General features: G+C 67.7%; 19 protein-coding genes and 1 pseudogene. 14 read left to right on the top strand and 6 right to left on the bottom strand.

Features of this window, described 5'->3' with window-relative positions; genetic code table 11:
* Window positions 1-44 precede the first annotated feature (44 nt).
* The gene (locus QP029_RS12555) at window positions 45-923 is read left to right on the top strand and encodes a tyrosine recombinase XerC (protein WP_284874597.1); all 879 of its coding nucleotides are present in this window, start codon (window positions 45-47) and stop codon (window positions 921-923) included.
* On the opposite strand, the gene QP029_RS12550 is transcribed toward QP029_RS12555, so the two are convergent.
* A complete protein-coding gene (locus tag QP029_RS12550; RefSeq protein ID WP_284874596.1) occupies window positions 898-1395 on the bottom strand; it encodes a M23 family metallopeptidase in 498 nt (165 codons plus the stop codon). The two genes, QP029_RS12555 and QP029_RS12550, sit on opposite strands and share 26 nt — an antisense overlap.
* A 344-nt stretch (window positions 1396-1739) precedes the next feature.
* On the opposite strand from QP029_RS12550, the gene rpsB reads away from it, so the two are divergent.
* Both rpsB and tsf read left to right on the top strand, forming a co-directional pair.
* Window positions 1740-2675: a 30S ribosomal protein S2 gene (gene rpsB / locus QP029_RS12545; RefSeq protein WP_284874595.1), complete on the top strand. Its 936-nt coding sequence runs from the start codon at window positions 1740-1742 to the stop codon at window positions 2673-2675.
* Window positions 2676-2809: 134 nt separating this feature from the next.
* The gene (gene tsf, locus QP029_RS12540; RefSeq protein WP_284874594.1) at window positions 2810-3637 is read left to right on the top strand and encodes a translation elongation factor Ts; all 828 of its coding nucleotides are present in this window, start codon (window positions 2810-2812) and stop codon (window positions 3635-3637) included.
* A gap of 231 nt (window positions 3638-3868) precedes the next feature.
* On the opposite strand, the gene QP029_RS12535 is transcribed toward tsf, so the two are convergent.
* Window positions 3869-4186: an ASCH domain-containing protein gene (locus QP029_RS12535; RefSeq protein ID WP_284874593.1), complete on the bottom strand. Its 318-nt coding sequence runs from the start codon at window positions 4184-4186 to the stop codon at window positions 3869-3871.
* 137 nt (window positions 4187-4323) lie between these two features.
* On the opposite strand from QP029_RS12535, the gene pyrH reads away from it, so the two are divergent.
* From pyrH to QP029_RS12520, 3 genes are all read left to right on the top strand, one after another.
* Entirely contained in the window at window positions 4324-5010 is a 687-nt protein-coding gene (gene pyrH / locus QP029_RS12530; RefSeq protein ID WP_284876253.1) for a UMP kinase, read from the top strand.
* A gap of 69 nt (window positions 5011-5079) precedes the next feature.
* On the top strand, window positions 5080-5637 hold the full coding sequence (gene frr / locus QP029_RS12525) for a ribosome recycling factor (RefSeq protein WP_284874592.1): 558 nt from the start codon (window positions 5080-5082) through the stop codon (window positions 5635-5637).
* A 105-nt stretch (window positions 5638-5742) separates the two neighbouring features.
* Window positions 5743-6603, top strand: coding sequence for a phosphatidate cytidylyltransferase (locus QP029_RS12520; protein ID WP_284874591.1), 861 nt, complete (start codon window positions 5743-5745; stop codon window positions 6601-6603).
* Between the two features lie 67 nt (window positions 6604-6670).
* Here QP029_RS12520 and QP029_RS12515 read toward each other — a convergent pair whose 3' ends face one another.
* Window positions 6671-7111 carry a LapA family protein gene (locus QP029_RS12515; RefSeq protein ID WP_349293712.1) on the bottom strand — a complete coding sequence of 147 codons (441 nt, stop codon included), beginning with the start codon at window positions 7109-7111 and terminating at the stop codon, window positions 6671-6673.
* A gap of 103 nt (window positions 7112-7214) precedes the next feature.
* Between QP029_RS12515 and rlmN the strand changes: the two genes are divergently transcribed.
* Genes rlmN through QP029_RS12500 form a run of 3 tightly spaced genes read left to right on the top strand, consistent with a single transcriptional unit; the run spans window position 7215 to window position 10804 of the window.
* Window positions 7215-8333 carry a dual-specificity RNA methyltransferase RlmN gene (gene rlmN / locus QP029_RS12510; RefSeq protein ID WP_284874590.1) on the top strand — a complete coding sequence of 373 codons (1119 nt, stop codon included), beginning with the start codon at window positions 7215-7217 and terminating at the stop codon, window positions 8331-8333.
* Between the two features lie 21 nt (window positions 8334-8354).
* Window positions 8355-9209: an ABC transporter ATP-binding protein gene (locus QP029_RS12505; protein WP_284874589.1), complete on the top strand. Its 855-nt coding sequence runs from the start codon at window positions 8355-8357 to the stop codon at window positions 9207-9209.
* The gene (locus QP029_RS12500) at window positions 9206-10804 is read left to right on the top strand and encodes a hypothetical protein (protein ID WP_284874588.1); all 1599 of its coding nucleotides are present in this window, start codon (window positions 9206-9208) and stop codon (window positions 10802-10804) included. Before QP029_RS12505 ends, QP029_RS12500 begins: the two co-directional genes overlap by 4 nt.
* Before the next feature lie 349 nt (window positions 10805-11153).
* Here QP029_RS12500 and QP029_RS12495 read toward each other — a convergent pair whose 3' ends face one another.
* Complete coding sequence (locus tag QP029_RS12495) at window positions 11154-11657, bottom strand: DUF2631 domain-containing protein (protein ID WP_284874587.1); 504 nt, start codon at window positions 11655-11657, stop codon at window positions 11154-11156.
* Window positions 11658-11835: 178 nt separating this feature from the next.
* On the opposite strand from QP029_RS12495, the pseudogene dxr reads away from it, so the two are divergent.
* The 5 genes and pseudogenes from dxr (at window position 11836) to map (ending at window position 18239) form a co-directional block, all read left to right on the top strand.
* Window positions 11836-13012: pseudogene (gene dxr, locus QP029_RS12490) on the top strand (1-deoxy-D-xylulose-5-phosphate reductoisomerase).
* A gap of 13 nt (window positions 13013-13025) precedes the next feature.
* A complete protein-coding gene (locus tag QP029_RS12485) occupies window positions 13026-14237 on the top strand; it encodes a M50 family metallopeptidase (protein WP_284874586.1) in 1212 nt (403 codons plus the stop codon).
* A gap of 73 nt (window positions 14238-14310) precedes the next feature.
* Window positions 14311-15486: a flavodoxin-dependent (E)-4-hydroxy-3-methylbut-2-enyl-diphosphate synthase gene (gene ispG, locus QP029_RS12480; protein ID WP_284874585.1), complete on the top strand. Its 1176-nt coding sequence runs from the start codon at window positions 14311-14313 to the stop codon at window positions 15484-15486.
* 9 nt (window positions 15487-15495) lie between these two features.
* Entirely contained in the window at window positions 15496-17331 is a 1836-nt protein-coding gene (locus QP029_RS12475) for a penicillin-binding transpeptidase domain-containing protein (protein WP_284874584.1), read from the top strand.
* A gap of 38 nt (window positions 17332-17369) precedes the next feature.
* Window positions 17370-18239 carry a type I methionyl aminopeptidase gene (map, locus tag QP029_RS12470; RefSeq protein ID WP_284874583.1) on the top strand — a complete coding sequence of 290 codons (870 nt, stop codon included), beginning with the start codon at window positions 17370-17372 and terminating at the stop codon, window positions 18237-18239.
* 187 nt (window positions 18240-18426) lie between these two features.
* Here the strand turns inward: map and QP029_RS12465 are convergent, their stop codons facing one another.
* On the bottom strand, window positions 18427-18813 hold the full coding sequence (locus QP029_RS12465; RefSeq protein WP_284874582.1) for a hypothetical protein: 387 nt from the start codon (window positions 18811-18813) through the stop codon (window positions 18427-18429).
* Between the two features lie 40 nt (window positions 18814-18853).
* Entirely contained in the window at window positions 18854-19276 is a 423-nt protein-coding gene (locus QP029_RS12460; RefSeq protein ID WP_284874581.1) for a hypothetical protein, read from the bottom strand.
* Between the last annotated feature and the right edge of the window lie 93 nt (window positions 19277-19369).

Here is a 19369-nt window from a genome sequence, read left to right as displayed (position 1 = left end):
ATCTCCGACATCACCCTCAGAATAACCGGGGTAGCATTCCACGCATGAGTACTCAGGTGGTGGAGGCGATCGAGGACTTCGCCGACCACTCGCGCCTCGTGGCTGGCCGGTCCGAGGCGACCGTCCGCGGGTACCGTTCGGACCTTCTCGACCTGGCGACCAGGGTGCCCACCTTCGCCGACTTCACCCTCAACGCCCTGCGCGGCTGGCTCGGGCAGGCCGCCACGGACGGGAAATCGCGGGCGACGCTGGCCCGGCGGACCGCCTCGGCGCGGGCCTTCTCCTCCTGGGCGGTACGACAGGGGCACCTGGACTCCGATGTCGCCGCCCGCCTGGTCACTCCCAAGGTCAACCGCCATCTCCCGGAGGTGCTGGGAACGAAACAGGCGGGAGAGTTCGTCGGCAACGCGGCCTCCGCTGACGAGCCGGAGTTCCTCCGTGACACCGCGATGCTGGAACTGCTCTACGCCACCGGGATGCGAGTCTCGGAGCTGACTGGCCTGGATGTCAAGGACGTGGACTTGAAACGGGGAGTGGCCCGCGTGCTGGGTAAGGGCAACAAGGAGCGCACCGTCCCTTTCGGGAACGCAGCTGTTGATGCCGTCCGGCAATGGATCGACCAGGCCCGCCCCGGCATGGCAGGGGCGGACGAGCCAGCTCTCTTCGTCGGAGTCCGGGGAAAGCGAATTGATCCCCGTCAGGTCCGGCGGGTCGTGGAGAAGGCGGGCGTGGTCACCGGGCAGTCCGTCACCCCGCACGAGATCCGGCACACCGCCGCCACGCATCTGCTCGAAGGGGGAGCGGACCTCCGTATCGTGCAGGAGCTGCTCGGGCATTCGTCACTGCAGACCACGCAGATCTACACTCACGTGTCGGCGGAGCGTCTCAAGGACGTGTTCAAGCAGGCGCATCCGAGGGCCTGAGCGGTTTCAACCGGATTGTCGGGGCATCGAGCAGTGCGAGGGGATTGATGTACTCGTCGCGCCCGGTGCGCGCACCCCACTGCAGTCCCGGCCACTGGTCGGTGGGATGGCCGAGGGTGGCCACGACCTGGCCTTCGCGGACCTCATCACCCACGGCCACCCGGGCGTGGACCGGCTGGTAGGTGGTGCGGATCCCCTCGGGGTGGTCAATGGACAGCGTCGGTGTACCCGCGACGACGCCGACGAAAGCGACCACTCCGTCGCCTGCGGCCAGCACCTCCGCGCCGACCGGCAGGCGCAGGTCGACGCCGCGGTGACCGGGCAGCCAGTTGCGCTCCGGGTTGTCGAAGGCCCGGATCACTCCGGTGGCGGTGGGATCGCCGGTGGTGGGGTCGACGTAGGCGTCGGCGGGCGCCGCGCCCGCCACCAGGCACACCGCCAACGTGACCAACCCGAACAGCCCTCGTCTCATACGCCGCACGTTAGTGCGGAGGTGGGGGAGGAGGGGCGTCGACAAGCGGGAAGCTGTGGATGGTGGGACGGATGAGGTGCCTGGGATGACGCCTGTGGAGAACTCTCCGTGTCATTTTGGCAGTCGGTAATACGGGGTCTATGCTGGGCGACAGCAGTGTGTCCTGTCCAGGACGCGCTGACTACGCGCGGCGGGGATCCCGGCAGCTCATGCCAGGAGACACCAACGCCGACCTGGTCCCGGATACGTCCGGGTGTCGGCGCGGGCCCGTCGCTAGGGTGCAGGACAAAAACCTGCACATCAAGCACAGGAAAACCGAAACTCTTACAGAAAGTGAGCGTGACATGGCAGTCGTAACCATGCGCGAACTCCTCGACGCCGGTGTCCACTTCGGCCACCAGACCCGTCGCTGGAACCCGAAGATGCGTCGTTTCATCTTTACCGATCGCAACGGCATCTACATCATTGACCTGCAGCAGACCCTGACCTACATCGACGCAGCGTTCGAGTTCGTCAAGGAGACCGTCGCCCACGGCGGCAACATCCTGTTCGTCGGCACCAAGAAGCAGGCCCAGGAGGCCGTCGCCACCGAGGCCACCCGCGTCGGCATGCCGTACGTCAACCACCGCTGGCTCGGTGGCATGCTCACCAACTTCCAGACCGTCTCCAAGCGCCTGCACCGCATGAAGGAACTGCAGGCCATGGACGCGGCTGAGGACGGCTACGAGGGCCGCACCAAGAAGGAAATCCTCATGCTGACCCGCGAGCGCACAAAGCTCGAGCGCGTCCTCGGCGGCATCGCCGACATGTCCCGGATTCCGTCCGCTCTCTGGGTGATCGACACCAACAAGGAGCACATCGCGATCAACGAGGCTCACAAGCTCAACATCCCGGTCGTCGCCATCCTGGACACCAACTGTGACCCGGACGTCGTCGACTGGCCGGTGCCGGGCAACGATGACGCCATCCGCTCCACCGCCCTGCTGTCCCGGGTCATCTCCACCGCCGTGGAAGAGGGCAAGAAGGCCCGCGAGGAGCGTCAGCTCGCCGCCGCCAAGGACGCCGCCGGCGACACCGAGGAGAAGGCCACCGCCGACGCCGAGAAGGCTGCCGCTGAGGCTGCCCAGGCTCAGTCCGCCGAGACCGCCGAGACCGAGTCCCCGGCCCAGGTCACCGAGTCCACCCCGGCTCCGGCCGCCGAGGCTGCTGAGGCCACCGAGGCTTCCGCTCAGGCCGAGGCCACCGCTGAGGCCACTGAGTCCGAGGCCACCGAGAAGTAGGCTGAAGTAGGCTTCGCCCACACTTCTCCCGGCTTCACCGGCCCCCGCCGTCGTGCACACGCGGCGGGGGCCTTTCCCATCGAGTACTCTCGTTGAACGAATACTTTTCCTACTAGAGGAGGATCGCCCGAACTATGGCGAACTACACTGCAGCAGACGTCAAGAAGCTCCGCGAAGTCACCGGCTCCGGCATGATGGACTGCAAGAAGGCCCTGGAAGAGACCGGCGGCGACTTCGACAAGGCCGTTGAGCTCCTGCGCATCAAGGGTGCCAAGGACGTGGGCAAGCGCGCCGAGCGCAACGCCACCGAGGGCCTCATCGCCGTCTCCGGCAACACCATGGTCGAGATCAACTCCGAGACCGACTTCGTGGCCAAGAACGCCGAGTTCAAGGACGTCGCCGCCCAGATCGCCGAGGGTGCCGCCAAGGCCAAGGCCAACTCCGCCGAGGAGCTCGCCGCCGCCGACGTCAACGGCAAGTCCGCCGTCGACGTCCTGCAGGAGCTCTCCGCCAAGATCGGCGAGAAGCTCGAGCTGCGTCGCGCCGCCACCGTCGAGGGTGACAAGGTCGCCGTCTACCTCCACCACCGTTCCGCTGACCTGCCGCCGTCCGTCGGCGTGCTCGTCGCCTACACCGGTGAGGGTGCCGAGGCCGAGGCCGCCGCCAAGGCCGCCGCCATGCAGGTCGCCGCCCTCAAGGCCGGCTACCTCACCCGCGAGGACGTCCCGGCCGAGGTCGTGGACAAGGAGCGTTCCATCGCCGAGCAGATCACCCGCGAGGAGGGCAAGCCGGAGCAGGCCATCCCGAAGATCGTCGAGGGTCGTCTGAACGGTTTCTACAAGGACGTCGTCCTCCTGGAGCAGGCTTCTGTCGCCGACTCCAAGAAGAACGTCAAGCAGCTCATGGATGACGCCGGCGTCACCCTGACCGCTTTCAAGCGCTTCGAGGTCGGCCAGGCCTAACCGCCTCCGCCCCGCGCTTGTCGACGCCGCGCCTTCCCCACGGGAGGGCGCGGTGTCGTCGTCTGTCCGGGGCAGGGTGGCAGGGTGGCACGGTGGCGGGTGGCGCGCTCGGGGTGCGTCGTAAAAGTGTGTGTCGTAATTACGAGCGCAACGTCGGCCATCTTGGTGACGCGACCTGGGGAAACGGTCCGACGCCGGCGGTCGGGTGCGTCGTAATTACGAGATGGCCTGCTACACCGCGGAGAACGTCACCACGTCGACCTCGACATCGGCCGCCAGCCCGGGGTAGTGGGTGTCCAGGGCCTTGTGCAGGTCGGCCAGGGACTCGAACCCGTCGGCCAGGGCGTCGTCCTCGGTCAGTTCGTCGCGGCGGACGGTGCGGACCCCGGTCACCCGGGCGGGGATCTCGGTCACCGCGCCACTGTCGCGTTCGAAGACGATGACCGCGTCGCCGACGTCGAAGGGGTCCCGGTAGCGGACGGTCTGCTTCTTTACGCCGGAGCGGATGAGGGACTCGTAGCCCTCCCACATGGAGATCTGCTGGGTCATGCGGCCGACGCTACCGGAGACGTTCACCGGTCGGGGAGCGGGGAGACTGTAGGATGAATTCGATCCGTCTCACCGACCCACAAGGAGACCTCACGGTGACCACCGCTGACAGCCCCCGTTCCAGCTACAAACGAGTGATGCTGAAGCTGGGGGGTGAGATGTTCGGCGGCGGGAATGTGGGCATTGACCCTGATGTCGTGGAGAACGTCGCCCGCCAGATCGCGGAGGTCGCCCGCACCGGTGCGGAGATCGCCGTGGTCATCGGTGGCGGCAACTTCTTCCGCGGGGCACAGCTGCAGCAGCGTGGCATGGACCGGGCACGCTCGGACTACATGGGCATGCTGGGCACGGTGATGAACTGTCTGGCGTTGCAGGACTTCCTCCAGCAGGAGGGGGTGGACTGCCGGGTGCAGACCGCCATCAACATGGCCCAGGTCGCGGAGCCCTACCTGCCGCTGCGCGCGGTGCGCCACCTGGAGAAGGGGCGCGTGGTCATCTTCGGTGCCGGTATGGGTATGCCGTACTTCTCCACCGACACCACGGCCGCGCAGCGGGCCCTGGAGATCGGTTGCGATGTGCTGTTCCTGGCCAAGGGCGTGGACGGGGTGTACTCGGATGATCCGCGCACGAATCCGGATGCGGAGCTGTTCCACGAGATCACGCCGCGTGAGGTCATCGAGAAGGGTCTCAAGGTCGCGGATGCGACGGCCTTCTCGCTGTGCATGGACAACAACATGCCCATCCTGGTGTTCAATCTGCTCACCGAGGGCAACATCGCCCGTGCGGTGGCGGGCGAGCAGATCGGCACGCTGGTCCGGTCCTGACCCGATCACCTGGTAAATTGGGGCAGGATTGTCCCGTTGAACTGACAACTTTGAAAAGGAATCCTCCCCATGATCGATGAGATCCTCCTCGAGTCCGAGGAACGCATGTCCAACTCCGTCGAGCACACCCGTGAGGACCTGACGACGATCCGTACAGGCCGCGCCAACCCGGCGATGTTCAACGGGGTCATCGCCGAGTACTACGGCGTGCCCACCCCGATCACCCAGATGGCCACCATTTCGGTGCCGGAGCCGCGCATGCTGCTGATCAAGCCGTACGAGATGAACGTGATGAACGAGATCGAGAACGCGATCCGCAACTCCGATCTCGGCGTCAACCCGACCAACGACGGCCAGGTTCTGCGCGTGACCATCCCGCAGCTGACGGAGGAGCGTCGTCGGGATCTGGTGAAGGTGGCCAAGTCCAAGGGTGAGGACGGCAAGATCGCGGTCCGCAACATCCGCCGCAAGGGCATGGAGCAGCTGAAGAAGCTGCAGAAGGACGGCGACGCCGGCGAGGACGAGGTGCAGGCGGCGGAGAAGGAGCTGGACAAGGTCACCCAGGCCTATGTGGGGCAGATCGATGAGGTCGTGGCGAAGAAGGAAGCGGAGCTGATGGAGGTCTAACCTCCGCATGCTTGTCGACGATCCCTTGTACCCCACCACCGCAGGAGGCTCCAGGTGAGTGCACAACCCACCCCCGGGGCTTCCGAGTCACCCCATCGGCGGCTCATGCCGACCGAACATCTGCCCCGGCCGAAGAACTCGGCGGGGCGCAACCTCCCGGCGGCCATCGGGGTGGGGGTCGTCCTCGGTGCTCTGGTGCTGCTGGCGGTGTGGGCCGGTCCGATCGGCTGGTACCCGCTCGTCGCCGCCGCGGTGGCGGTGGCGACGTGGGAGGTGATCTCCCGGCTGCGTGAGCACTCGTACCACATCCCGCGGGCCCCGATGATGATCCTCGGGCAGGCGATGGTGTGGTTGTCCTGGCCGTTCGAGGCCAGGGGACTGATCGCTGCCTACGTCACCGCGGTGCTGGTGATGATGTTCGGCCGGCTGTTCTACCACGGCCGCACCACGCCGCCGCAGCACTATCTGCGGGACACGGCGGTGTCGCTGTTCGTGCTCACGTGGATCCCGATGTTCGCCTCCTTCGCGGCGATGCTGTCGACGATCTCCTCGGACGGGGTGCCGTCGGGGGCGTACATCGTCACGTTCATGCTCTGCGTCGTCGCCTCCGACACCGGCGGCTACATCGCCGGTGTCATGTTCGGTTCCCACCCCATGGCCCCGGCCGTGAGCCCGAAGAAGTCCTGGGAGGGTTTCGCCGGCTCCATCATCTTCGGCACGATCACCGGAGCGCTGACGGTGTCCCTGCTGCTGGGGTACCAGTGGTGGGCGGGCGCGATCCTCGGCATCGGCCTCGTCGTCTGCGCCACGCTCGGTGATCTGGTGGAGTCCCAGTTCAAGCGCGAGCTGGGCATCAAGGACATGTCCATGCTGCTGCCCGGGCACGGCGGTCTCATGGACCGGCTCGACGGGATGCTCCCGTCCGCCATGGTCACCTGGCTCGTCCTCGGACTACTGGGCAGCTGACCGGAACGACGACGGGGACCCCGCCACTGTGTCACCGTGGCGGGGTCCCCTTCTGTTGTGCCCGGGCTCAGCGACGACGCTGCCTGCGCACCTGGCGACGCAGCTCCAGCATGCGCACGCCACCGACGAGCGCCATGATGAGCGCGCCGGTGATCGCGGAGAACAGGTAGCCGATACCCGCCGGGAAGGCGAAGGACCAGGCGAAGAGGTTGAGTTCGACGGACTGCTGGTTCTGCAGGATGAAGATGAGCAGCAGGATGAGCAGGAGGGCGCCGATGATCAGCGCCGCCCAGGTGCTGCCGGCGACCGAGCTCTTCACCTTGGTCTCGGTGACCACCTCGTCATCCTCGACGTGGACGTCGCGGTGCTCGTCCAGGTGCTGCGGCATCGGTTCATTGCGGACGGCCGGGGCATCAGCGGAGCGGTCGTGGGTGGTGTCGTAGGCGGGGTCGACCGGGTCGTGGCGTTCCGCCGGCTGCTCGCCGTACTCTGGGGTGCGTGAAGTCATACAGTCATTCAACGCTGGCACGGTGACTTTTGCCACCAGCCCACACCGGTGACGTGCCAACAATTCGGTAACGGGCACCGGCACATGCAAGGATGAAGGCATTATGGCTGAACCGATTGCCCTCCAGTTCTCCGCCCCGAAGCGGGGCATGCCGCCGACCCACTTCGCCGACCTGACCCGTGAGCAGCGTATCGACGAGCTCAAGGAGCTCGGCCTGCCGAAGTTCCGCGCCGACCAGATCGCCCGCCACTACTACGGGCGTTTTGAGGCGGACCCGTCCACCATGACGGATCTGCCGGCGCAGGCACGCGCGGACGTCGCAAAGAAGCTGTTCCCCACGCTGCTCACGCCGGTGCGCGTGATCGAGACGGACGAGGGGGACACCACGAAGTCCCTGTGGCGTCTCAACGACGGCACCCTGCTCGAGTCCGTGCTCATGCGCTACCCGGGTAGGGCGACGCTGTGCATCTCCTCCCAGGCCGGATGCGGCATGGCGTGCCCGTTCTGCGCCACCGGCCAGGGTGGGCTCGACCGCAACCTGTCCACCGGCGAGATCGTCGACCAGGTCCGGGCCGCCGCCGGCGCCATGGAGGCCGAGGGCGGTCGCCTGTCCAACATCGTGTTCATGGGCATGGGCGAGCCGCTGGCCAACTACAAGCGTGTCGTCTCCGCCGTCCGGCAGATCACCTCGCCCGCGCCGGAGGGCTTCGGCATCTCCCAGCGCAACGTCACCGTCTCCACCGTGGGGCTCGCACCGGCGATCCGGAAGCTGGCGGACGAGGACATGTCCGTCACCCTCGCTGTGTCGCTGCACACCCCGGACGATGAGCTCCGCGACACCCTCGTGCCCATCAACAACCGCTTCTCCGTCGAGGAGGTCCTCGACGCCGCCCGCTACTACGCCGACAGGTCCGGCCGCCGCGTGTCCATCGAGTACGCCCTCATCCGCGACATCAACGACCAGGGCTGGCGCGCCGACCTGCTGGGAAAGAAGCTGCACAAGGCCCTCGGCCCCAAGGTCCACGTCAACCTCATCCCCCTCAACCCGACCCCGGGCTCGAAGTGGGACGCCTCCCCGAAGGAACGCCAGGACGAGTTCGTCCGCCGCGTCATCGCCCAGGGCGTGACCTGCACGGTGCGTGACACCAAGGGCCAGGAGATCGCTGCGGCCTGCGGTCAGCTCGCCGCCGAGGAGACTACCGGAGAGACTGCGGGCGCGTAACTGCGCCGATAGGCTCGGGGCATGGATCATCCCGAGCAGTCTCCACAGCCCCACCTGCCGCCCCTGTCGCCGGATCCCACCGAGCCGGCCCTGGCCGTGCGTGACCTGACCAAGATGTTCGGCGACCAGACGGCGGTCGACCGGCTGAGCCTCGACATCCCCCGCGGCGCCCTCTACGGCATCGTCGGCCCCAACGGCGCCGGCAAGACGACGATGATCACCCTGGCCACCGGGCTCGCCCGCCCCGACGCCGGCCGCGCCTGGATCGCCGGGCACGACGTGTGGGCCGACCCGCAGCCGGCGAAGCAGTCCATGGGCCTGCTCGTCGACGGCATCCCCGTCTTCGACCGCCTCTCCGGCCCGGAGTACCTCTCCTACCTCGGCGGCCTGCGCCGCATGGACCCCGCCGTGGTGCAGGATCGTTCCACCGAGCTTCTCGACGCCCTCGGCCTCACCACCGCAGGCGACAAACGCATCGTCGACTACTCCGCCGGCATGACCAAGAAGATCCTGCTCGCCGGCGCCCTGCTCCACGACCCGGACGTCCTCATCCTCGACGAACCCCTCGAGGCCGTCGACCCCGTCTCCGGGCGTCTCATCCAGCAGATCCTCCGCGACTACGCCCGCCGCGGCGGCACCGTCGTCCTCTCCTCCCACGTCATGGAACTGGTGGAGGGCCTGTGCGACCACGTGGCCATCATCAATGACGGCCGAGTCCTCACCGCCGGCCACGTCGACGAGGTCCGCCAGGGACGCAGCCTGGTGGACACGTTCATCGGCTTCGTCGGCGGTGGCCAGCTGCAGGAGGGCTCGCTCGGCTGGCTCCGCGGCGGCGACCGCGTCGACCAGAACAACCTGGGGGAGGGGCGCGCATGACCCGCCTGCTCATCCGGCTGCACACCACCCTGCGGGCCCGACTGGTGGAGGACAACCCGGCGGCGCTGATGGTCACCCTGCTCATGTACCTCTACGCCTTCGGCGGCCTCCTGTTCCTCAGCATCGCCGCGTTTAACGGCGTCGACCAGAGCCACTGGTCGGTGCTGGCGGGCATGGCGGGCATCGGCACGCTCGCGTTCCTCGGCGCAACCCTGATCATCCCCTCCGGAGAGAATGCCCTACGACCCGCCGCCTTCTCCGTCCTGCCCGTCACCGGCCGGGACCTGATCCCCGCCATGGCCTGGGCGTCGCTGCTGACCAGGCGCGGGATCCTGGTGGTCCTGTGTTCCCTCGTCACCGCCGGCGTCGGCGCCGTGCTGCTGTTCGGCCGGGCCGGCCTGGGGTGGTCGGTGGCCTGGGTGCTGGCGATCATCGTGGCCGCCGCCACGACCCTGCTTCTCGCGGAGCTGGCCATGACCGTCGGCGGTGGGGGAGGACGGGCGAAGAAGGAGTCCGCGAACCTCATCGGCTCCGTCATGGTCATCGTGTTCATCTTCGGCTTCAGCTTCCTCTCCGGCACCGGATTCGACCTGATCCCGCTCGACACCGTCGGCGCAGTGCTGGCCTGGACCCCGTTCGCCGCCGCCCCAGGAGCAGTGATCTCCGCAGTCGGCGATGCCTGGGGCAGCGCGGTCATCCAGACGCTCATCGCCGTTGCCACGGTCATCGTCGGGTTCTGGTGCTGGGGCAGGCTCATCGACCGGCAACTCGACGCCCCGCTCGACGCCCTCGGGGGACAGACGGCCGAGACGAATCAACGCCGACGGGGCAGTGGTGAGATCCCGCTCCTGCTGCCCGGGATGCGCCCCACCGCGGGCGGATTCATCTACTCGCGGGTCATCCGCTACCTGCGCCGGGACTCGCGCATGCTCGCCACCATCGTCACCTACCCGATCATGGCCCTGTTCTTCATCGTCCAGGGAGTGCTTGTCGACTCAACCATGATCTACCTCGGCATCTTCTTCACCGCCCTGCTCGGCGGCACCATCGCCTCCAACGACTTCGGCTACGACGGCCCCGCGAACTGGGTCCACATGAGCACCGGTGTGCCCGCCCGGACCGTCCTCCTCGCCCGCCACGCCGCCTACCTCACCCCCATGGCCATCGCCCTGGTGGTGATCTCGGCGGTCTCCTTCCTCTTCGCCTCCGACCGGGGCATCACCGTGCTCGTCGTCGCGGCCGCGGTAGGCATGTTCGCCACCGGCGCCGCCTTCGCCCTCCTGTTGAGCACCTACAACGCCTATGCGACCTCCCGCCCGGGGACCAACCCCTGGGCGGACAAGTCCGGGTACTCCGGACCGGCGTTCATCTCCGCGTTCGCCATGCTGCTGCTGGGCTGGATCCCCTCCGTCCCCGGCATCGCCGCGATGCTCTTCGGCTACCAGTCCGGGGTGACATGGGTTCTCGTCCTCGGTGTCATCCTGGCACTGGCTGTCCCGGCCGCCCTCTACGCCGGCGCGGTGGTCCTGGCCACCCGTCGGGTGGAGCAGCGGTACCCGGAGATCTTCGCCAAGGTCCACGCCTGGGTGAACTGACGGGTCGCCCAGAATCAGCACTGACGTCTGACACCGGGCTCGGTTTCGCGTGTTTTCGCCTCCAGTGTCAGACGCAACTGCCACTGTGCCTACTTGGTGTCTGCGAATCAGCACCAACGTCTGACACCAGGGGGCACATCACCCGGCTTCGGACGCCGGTGTCAGACGCCAGTGCTGCGGGCCTGTCCGGATCCTAAGAATCAGCACCAACGTCTGACACCAGGGGGCACATCACCCGGTTTCGGACGCCGGTGTCAGACGCCAGTGCCACTCATGCGCCTGACCGCGAGAACAAAGAACCGCCCGTCCCGGGTAGCCGGGAGGGCGGTTGTTCGGTGTGTGACCGGACCTAGCGGGTCTCGGTCTCCAGCTCGCGGGAGGCGGTGGAACCGGAGCCGATGTATGCGTCGGTGTTGTTCGCGGCGGGGGAGGTGGCCGGGATCTCGCGCAGGTGGGAGACGCGGGCCGGGTCGATGTTCATGGACCGCAGCTGGGAGTCGGTGAGGGTGGCGTAGGTGCCGGAGAGGGTCTTCTGGTTGTAGACCCAGTCGGGCTCGACGTGGCCGACCGGCTTGTTGCGGGCGGTGACGGTGCGGACCTGGGAGCCGTTGGGCTCGAAGAGGTGGATGAGCAGGCCGACCGCGATGAGGGCGGCGATGACGAGCAGCCAGATGGTCTCGACGTGGCCGGTGTGGTTACCGAAGTTGTAGCCCAGCAGGATCAGCACGGACACCCAGCCGGACACCTGGACGGTGGTGCGGGAGAGCTCGCTCCAGCCGATGGCCGCGGAGGGCACATCCAGGGTGGAGGTCCCCTTGTGGACCTCAGGCACGATCTCGTGGGAAGCAGCCACGTTCTTCTCCTTCTCGCAAAACGTGGTCAAGCCACCGCGGGGGTGGCCTGCACGTTGAACATCCGTCAGTTACTTGCCCCTCATCTTTGCACATCGTGACCCCCACCGCGAGAAAACACCCCCACCTCGTGACAGTGATCCGGGCCATGCGCGCCGGTTGCCCCCGCGGGGTGAAACAATAGGTGGTGTGACTTCACCCAAACGCATCCTCATTCTCGGTTCGACCGGCTCGATCGGCACGCAGGCCCTCGAGGTCATTGCCGACAATCCCGACCGCTTCGTGGTGGTGGGGATCGCGGCGGGCGGGTCGGATCCGGACCTCATCATCAATCAGGCGCGCCGCCTGGGGCTGTCCCCTGGGCAGGTGGCGGTCGCCGACACCGGTGCCGCGGACACGGTGGGCCGCCAGCTGGGTGGGCCGGTCATCGCGGGCCCGGATGCGGCGGAGAAGCTCGTCGACTCCCGCGACGCGGACACTGTCCTCAATGCGTTGGTCGGTTCGCTGGGTCTGGCGGCCACCCTGGCGACGATCACCAGTGGGCGGACGCTGGCACTGGCGAACAAGGAGTCGCTGGTGGCGGGCGGTGACCTGGTCACGGCCTTGGCGGCCCCGGGACAGATCGTGCCGGTGGATTCTGGAGCATTCGGCGATGGCGCAGTGTCTGCATTCGGGGACGGCGGAGGAGGTCGCGCGACTGGTGCTCACTGCCAGTGGTGGGCCGTTCCGCGGGTGGACGCGGGAGCAGATGTGGGATGTGACGCCGGAGCAGGCGGCGGCGCATCCGACGTGGTCGATGGGGCAGATGAACACGCTGAACTCGGCGACGATGGTGAACAAGGGGCTCGAGCTCATCGAGGCGACCCTGCTGTTCGACATCCCGGCCGAGCGCATCGACGTCACCGTGCATCCGCAGTCGATCATCCACTCCATGGTCACCTTCCTCGACGGTGGCACGATCGCGCAGGCGTCGCCGCCGTCGATGAAGTTGCCGATCGCCCTGGCGCTCGACTGGCCGCACCGGGTGCCCGGGGCCCAGCCGGCGTTGGATTTCACCCGGGCGCATGACTGGCGGTTTGAGCCGCTGGATGATGCGGCGTTCCCGGCGGTGCAGCTGGCGAGGGAGGTCGCCACGCGTCGTGGCACCCATCCGGCGGTGTACAACGCGGCGAACGAGGAGGCGGCGGCCGCGTTCCTGCAGGGTCGGATCCGTTTCCCGCAGATCGTCGACACCGTCGCCGAGGTGCTGGCGGGGGCGGACCAGTTCGCCGGTGTACCCTCAAGCGTCGACGACATCCTCGCAGTGGAGCGGGAGGCACGCATGCGGGCCAACGCGGTCGTCGACAAGCTCAGTTAAGTAGAGGAGATCCGTGGCCGCCTACCTGCTCGGCGTGTTCCTGTTCGCCCTCGGCATCGCGGTGACCATCGCGCTGCACGAGGCGGGCCACATGTTCACCGCGCGTGCCTTCGGCATGCGGGTGCGCCGGTACTTCATCGGCTTCGGGCCGACGGTGTGGTCGGTGCGGCGCGGGCACACGCAGTACGGCATCGCCGCGCTGCCGTTCGGTGGTTTCTGCGACATCGCCGGCATGACCGCGCAGGATCCCGTCACCCACGATGAGGCGCCGCACGCGATGGTGAACAAGCCGTGGTGGCAGCGGGTCATCGTGCTCTCGGGCGGGGTGGCGATGAACCTCATCGTCGGTTTCCTCATCCTCTACGGCGTGGCCGTGACCAGCGGTATCCCCAACCCCTACGCCGACACCACGCCGACGGTTGGGCAGGTCGCGTGCGTGTCCGACCAGGTCGACGCGGAGACGCTGGCGGACTGCACCGGCACCGGCCCCGCCGGGGAGGCCGGCATCGAGGTGGGCGACCGCATCCTCGCCATCGACGGGGAGGAGCTCAGCGACTTCTACGCGCTTCGCGACGCCGTCCTCGAACGCCCCGGCGACACCCTCACCCTCACCGTCGAACGCGACGGCGCGACCTCCGAGGTCGACGTCACCGTCGCCTCCGTCACCCGCCTCAACGCCCAGGGCCAGGAGATCCAGGCTGGGGCGATCGGTGTGACCAACGCGCCCATCGTCGACGCCGTCAAGCAGTTCGGCCCCGTCGAGGCCGTCGGCGCCACAGCCACCTTCACCGGCCAGCTGCTCGACGCCACCGTCGAGGGACTGCTGTCCTTCCCGGCGAAGATCCCCGGCGTGGTGGCCTCCATCTTCGGCGCCGAGCGCGACGTCGAGGGGCCCATGAGCGTCGTCGGTGCCTCCCGCGTCGGCGGTGAGCTGGTGGAACGTTCCCTGTGGGACATGTTCTGGATGATGCTCGCCTCCCTCAACTTCTTCCTCGCCCTGTTCAACCTCGTGCCCCTGCCGCCGCTCGACGGCGGGCACATCGCGGTGGTGCTCTACGAGAAGGTCCGCGACTTCTTCCGTCGCCTGCGTGGCCTGGGCCCGGGCGGCCCGGCCAACTACGAGAAGCTCATGCCCGTGACCTACGCCATGGCGGCGGTGCTGCTGACGGTGGGCATGATCGTCATCGTCGCGGACGTGGTCAATCCGGTTCGCCTGTTCGGCTGAGCAGGGGAGTGCGGGGTGCGGTGCTAGAGTGAGGGACACCAAAACTGTTGTCCCCGTCAGGAGAATGTGCACTGTGTCTGCCCCCACCGGACGTCCCGTCGGCCTCGGCATCCCGGACGGCCCGCCGCCGGTGCTGGCGCCGCGACGTAAGACCCGCCAGCTGATGGTCGGCTCCGTCGGCGTCGGCTCGGATCACCCGATCTCGGTGCAGTCCATGACCACCACCAAGACGCACGACATCAACGCCACCCTGCAGCAGATCGCCCAGCTCACCGCGTCCGGCTGCGACATCGTCCGCGTGGCGTGCCCGAAGACGGTGGACGCGGAGGCGCTGCCGATCATCGCGAAGAAGTCGCCGATCCCGGTCATCGCCGACATCCACTTCCAGCCGAAGTACATCTTCTCCGCCATCGACGCCGGCTGTGCCGCCGTGCGCGTCAACCCCGGCAACATCAAGGAGTTCGACGGCCGCGTCAAGGAGGTGGCCAAGGCCGCCGGTGACGCGGGCATCCCGATCCGCATCGGCGTCAACGGCGGTTCCCTGGACAAGCGCCTCATGGAGAAGTACGGCAAGGCCACCCCGGAGGCCCTCGTCGAGTCCGCGATCTGGGAGGCCGGCCTGTTCGAGGAGCACGGCTACGGCGACATCGCCATCTCCGTCAAGCACTCCGACCCGGTCATCATGGTCGAGGCCTACCGTCAGCTCGCCGAGAAGACCGACTACCCGCTGCACCTCGGCGTCACCGAGGCCGGCCCCGCCTTCCAGGGCACCATCAAGTCCTCCGTTGCCTTCGGTGCGCTGCTCAGCCAGGGCATCGGCGACACCATCCGTGTGTCCCTGTCCGCCGACCCGGTGGAGGAGATCAAGGTCGGCGACCAGATCCTGCAGTCGCTCAACCTGCGCCCCCGCAAGCTCGAGATCGTCTCCTGCCCGTCCTGTGGCCGCGCCCAGGTCGACGTGTACACCCTCGCCGAGGAAGTCACCGCCGGTCTCGAGGGCATGGAGTTCCCGCTGCGCGTCGCCGTCATGGGCTGTGTGGTCAACGGCCCGGGTGAGGCCCGCGACGCCGACCTCGGTGTGGCCTCGGGTAACGGCAAGGGCCAGATCTTCGTCAAGGGTGAGGTGATCAAGACCGTGCCCGAGTCCCAGATCGTGCAGACGCTCATCGAGGAGGCCCTCCGCCTGGCCGAGGAGCAGGGACTCGAAGAGGTCGAGGGTGCCCGCCCCGACGTCAAGGTCACCCGCTAGGGCCCGACCATGAGACGCACGACGGCCGCCCTCACGGCGACGCTGCTCGCCTTCTCCCTGGCCTCGTGCACCCCCAAGCCCGCCGACGCGGAGCCGGTCGCCGCGGACTTCCTCGCGGCGCTGAGTGAACGCGACGTCGATACGCTCGGTGAGCTCGTGGACATCCCCGCCGACGCCACGGGAGTCATCGCCGCCACCTACGACGGCCTGCAGGCCGAGGGGCTGAGCACCACGCTCGGCGACGTGACGGTCAACGACAACGTCGCCACCGCCCACTACACCCTCGACTGGCAGCTGCCGCGCGACCGCACCCTCACCTACGACACGTCCATGACGCTGACCCGCACCGGGGAGGACTGGACCGTCCGTTGGCAGCCGACCATCCTGCATCCGCGCCTCGGCGCCAACCAGCACCTCGAACTGCGACCCGTCCCCGCCGGCCGCGCCAGCGTCATCAGCTCCGACGGCGCGGACGTCCTCGAACCCGGCACCACCTGGCGCATCCTGGTGGACACCGACATGCTTGACGACGTCCGCCCCGTCGCCGCCCGCATCGCCGACGCCGTCAACGCCGCGCACGAGCGCGACGACACCGTCGCGCGTATCGACGCCGGCGCCCTCGCCGAACGCCTCAGCCGCGTCGACGGCACCTACTCCGTCACCATGGTCAACCCCACCGAAGGCCCCACCGTCGCGGAGGAGCTGACGGGCGTGGAAGGGGTGATCGTCAACGAGGAGGCCGCGATGGTCACCGTCGACCCGCACTTCGCCCCCGACATCATGTCGCGAGTGTCCGGCATCGTCGCCGATGAACTCGACGGCGCCAACGGCTGGCGCGTCATGGCCGTCAACGAACACGGCGCCCCCATCGACGACGTCGCCTACCACGCCGCCCAGCCCGCCCCCGCCGTCCGCGTCAGCCTCGACCGCGACATCCAACGCGCCGCCCAGGAGGCCGTCAACCTCCAGGCCGGGGCACAGGCCATGCTCGTCGCCGTCCGCCCCTCCACCGGACAGGTCCTCGCCGTCGCCCAGACCGAGAAAGCCGACGAATCCGGCGACCTGGCCCTGACCGGCCAGTACCCGCCCGGCTCCGTGTTCAAGATCGTCACCGCCGTCGCCGGCATCCAGGACGAAGGCCTGACCGCCGACACCGTCGTCCCGTGCCCCGGAGCCATGAACATCCACGGTCGCCAGGTGGTCAACTACAACCAGTTCTCCCTGGGCAACGTCCCCCTCGAGCGGGCCTTCGCCTCCTCCTGCAACACCACCTTCGCCGACATCTCCACCCGACTCGAACCCGGCGAACTCAAGGACACCGCCAAACAGTTCGGCCTGGGCATCGACTACGACATCCCCGGCCTCGGCACCGTCACCGGCTCCGTCCCCGAAGGCGAGACCCCACTCGACCGCACCGAAGCCGGCTACGGCCAGGGTCTCGACCTCGCCAGCCCCTTCGGACTGGCGCTTGTCGCCGCCACCGCCGCCCGTGGCGAGACCCCCGTCCCCGTCCTCATCGAAGGCCACGAGACCGCCGTGAGCGAGGACGTCCCCGCGCCGGACCCCGCGGCCATCGAACAGCTGCAACGCATGATGCGCTCCGTGGTCACCACCGGCACCGCCCGTGGCATGCAGGCCGGTGGCGTCATCCACGGCAAGACCGGCGAAGCCGAGATCAACGACGGCTCGCACGCCTGGTTCGCCGGCTACCGCGACGACGACATCGCCTTCGCCACCCTCGTCGTCCTCGGCGGCGGCTCCGAGGTGTCCGTGGCCATCACCGACCACTTCTTCCAGACCCTCGACAGCTACCGCTCCGGAACCACCCTGCCCGTCACGCCCTAGCAGACCACTCCTGACATGCGGGGACTACGATGTCCCCTATGTCTACGCGAGCACCTCTGACCCCCGGAAAACTGTCCCCGATCCGCACCGTCCCGGACCACATCGAGCGTCCCGAGTACGTGTGGAAGGACGAGGTGCAGGAGAACATCGGCGAACCCTTCGTCCAGACCCCCGAGGTCATCGAGGCCATGCGCGAGGCCTCCAAGATTGCCGCCAACGCCCTCGCCGAGGCCGGCAAGGCCGTCGTCCCCGGGGCGACCACCGACGAGGTCGACCGCATCGCCCACGAGTACATGTGCGACCACGGCGCCTACCCCTCCACCCTGGGCTACCGCGGCTTCCCCAAGTCCACCTGCACCTCCATGAACGAGATCATCTGCCACGGCATCCCCGACAGCACCGTCATCGAGGACGGCGACATCGTCAACATCGACGTCACCGCCTACAAGAACGGCGTCCACGGCGACACCAACGCCACCTTCCTCGCCGGCAACGTCACCGAGGAACACCGCCTCCTGGTCGAGCGCACCCACGAGGCCATGATGCGCGGCATCAAGGTGGCCAAGCCCGGCCGCGAGATCAACGTCATCGGCCGCGTCATCGAGTCCTACGCCAACCGTTTCGGCTACAACGTCGTCCGCGACTTCACCGGCCACGGCGTCGGCCCCACCTTCCACAACGGCCTCGTCGTCCTCCACTACGACTCCACCGTCTACCGCGACATCCTCGAACCCGGCATGACCCTGACCATCGAGCCCATGATCAACCTCGGCGGCCTGGACTACACCATCTGGGACAACGACTGGACCGTGCAGAACAACGACCACCGCTTCACCGCCCAGTTCGAGCACACCATCGTCATCACCGAGGACGGCAACGAGATCCTCACCCTGCCCGACGAGGAGTAGAACTCGCTTCGGGTTCGGTTGGACCCTGCAAACGGGGAGATACCCTGCGCTGCAGCGCAGCGGATCTCCCCGTTTGCAGGGGCCTTCGTTGTCCCGGTAGTCGGCGGACGCGAAAAGGCGCCTCCCACCCGAAGGTGGCAAGCGCCTGATTCAGCTGAGCTGATCAACCCCGCAAGGGGCGTGATGATCAGTAGGGGAGGATGCCCTGGAACTTCAGCCAGTTGATGCCGGCGACGATGGCACCGATGATGGAACCGGCAACGCCGACGTAGGCGATGTTGCGCCAGTCGTCAGCCCACTCGGGGACGCCCGGCTTCTCGTCGGTGGCCTTGTCAGCGGTGGAGGAACCGAGCAGGTCGGTACCGGTGACCTGGTTCGGGCCATCGATGTACGGGCCGTCTTCGCCGTCTTCCCAGGCATCCTTCTTCTCACCCAGCTGGGAGGAGTTGGAGGAGATGTTGAAGGACTGGGTGTCCTCGGCGGCGTCGTCCTGAGCAGCGGCGACGCCGGTGCCGGCGATGGTCAGGGAGAAGGCGGTGGCGGCGGCCACGGCAGTGGTGCGGAACTTACGCATGTGAATTTCCTGCTTTCGAGAGGAGTGGAACGACTCGGACTTAGGCCTGCGGGCCGTGGACGAAGAAGTTGTAGATCGGGCCGACGATGGCGCCGATGACGGTGCCGAAGGCGCCGAGGATGGTGCCGGCGTAGAGGAGCTGAGCCCAACGCGGCTGGGAGTCGAGGTCCTTGGAGGAACCGAAGATTGCCGGGCTCTGGGCTGCGTGGTCACCGTCGAGGTTCAGACCATTGTTGATCTTGGAGGACAGGGAGCCGCCTTCGGCCGGCTCATCGTCGGTGCCGACCGGGGTGTGCGGGAGGACGGGGACGCGCTTGTCCTCGCCGTTCTCCTCGCCCTGGACGATCTCCTCAGCGCCCGGAGCCGGCTCGACGGCATCCTGTGCGGAGACGGCGGAGATGCTGCCGAAGGTCATGGCCAGAGCGGAGGCGCCGGCCACTGCTGCGATGCGGAAAGAACGCATGGTGGTAATTCCTTACTGTTTCGGTTCGATCTAGAAGCCCGGTTGATCGGGTTTCTAGGTGTCTCGGCCTATGGTGCGATAGGCGTTGACACG

Source organism: Corynebacterium suedekumii (assembly GCF_030252185.1).
Lineage (GTDB): Bacteria > Actinomycetota > Actinomycetes > Mycobacteriales > Mycobacteriaceae > Corynebacterium > Corynebacterium suedekumii.
The sequence above is the reverse complement of the archived record's forward strand: the minus strand, read 5'-3'. Positions and strand labels throughout refer to the sequence as shown.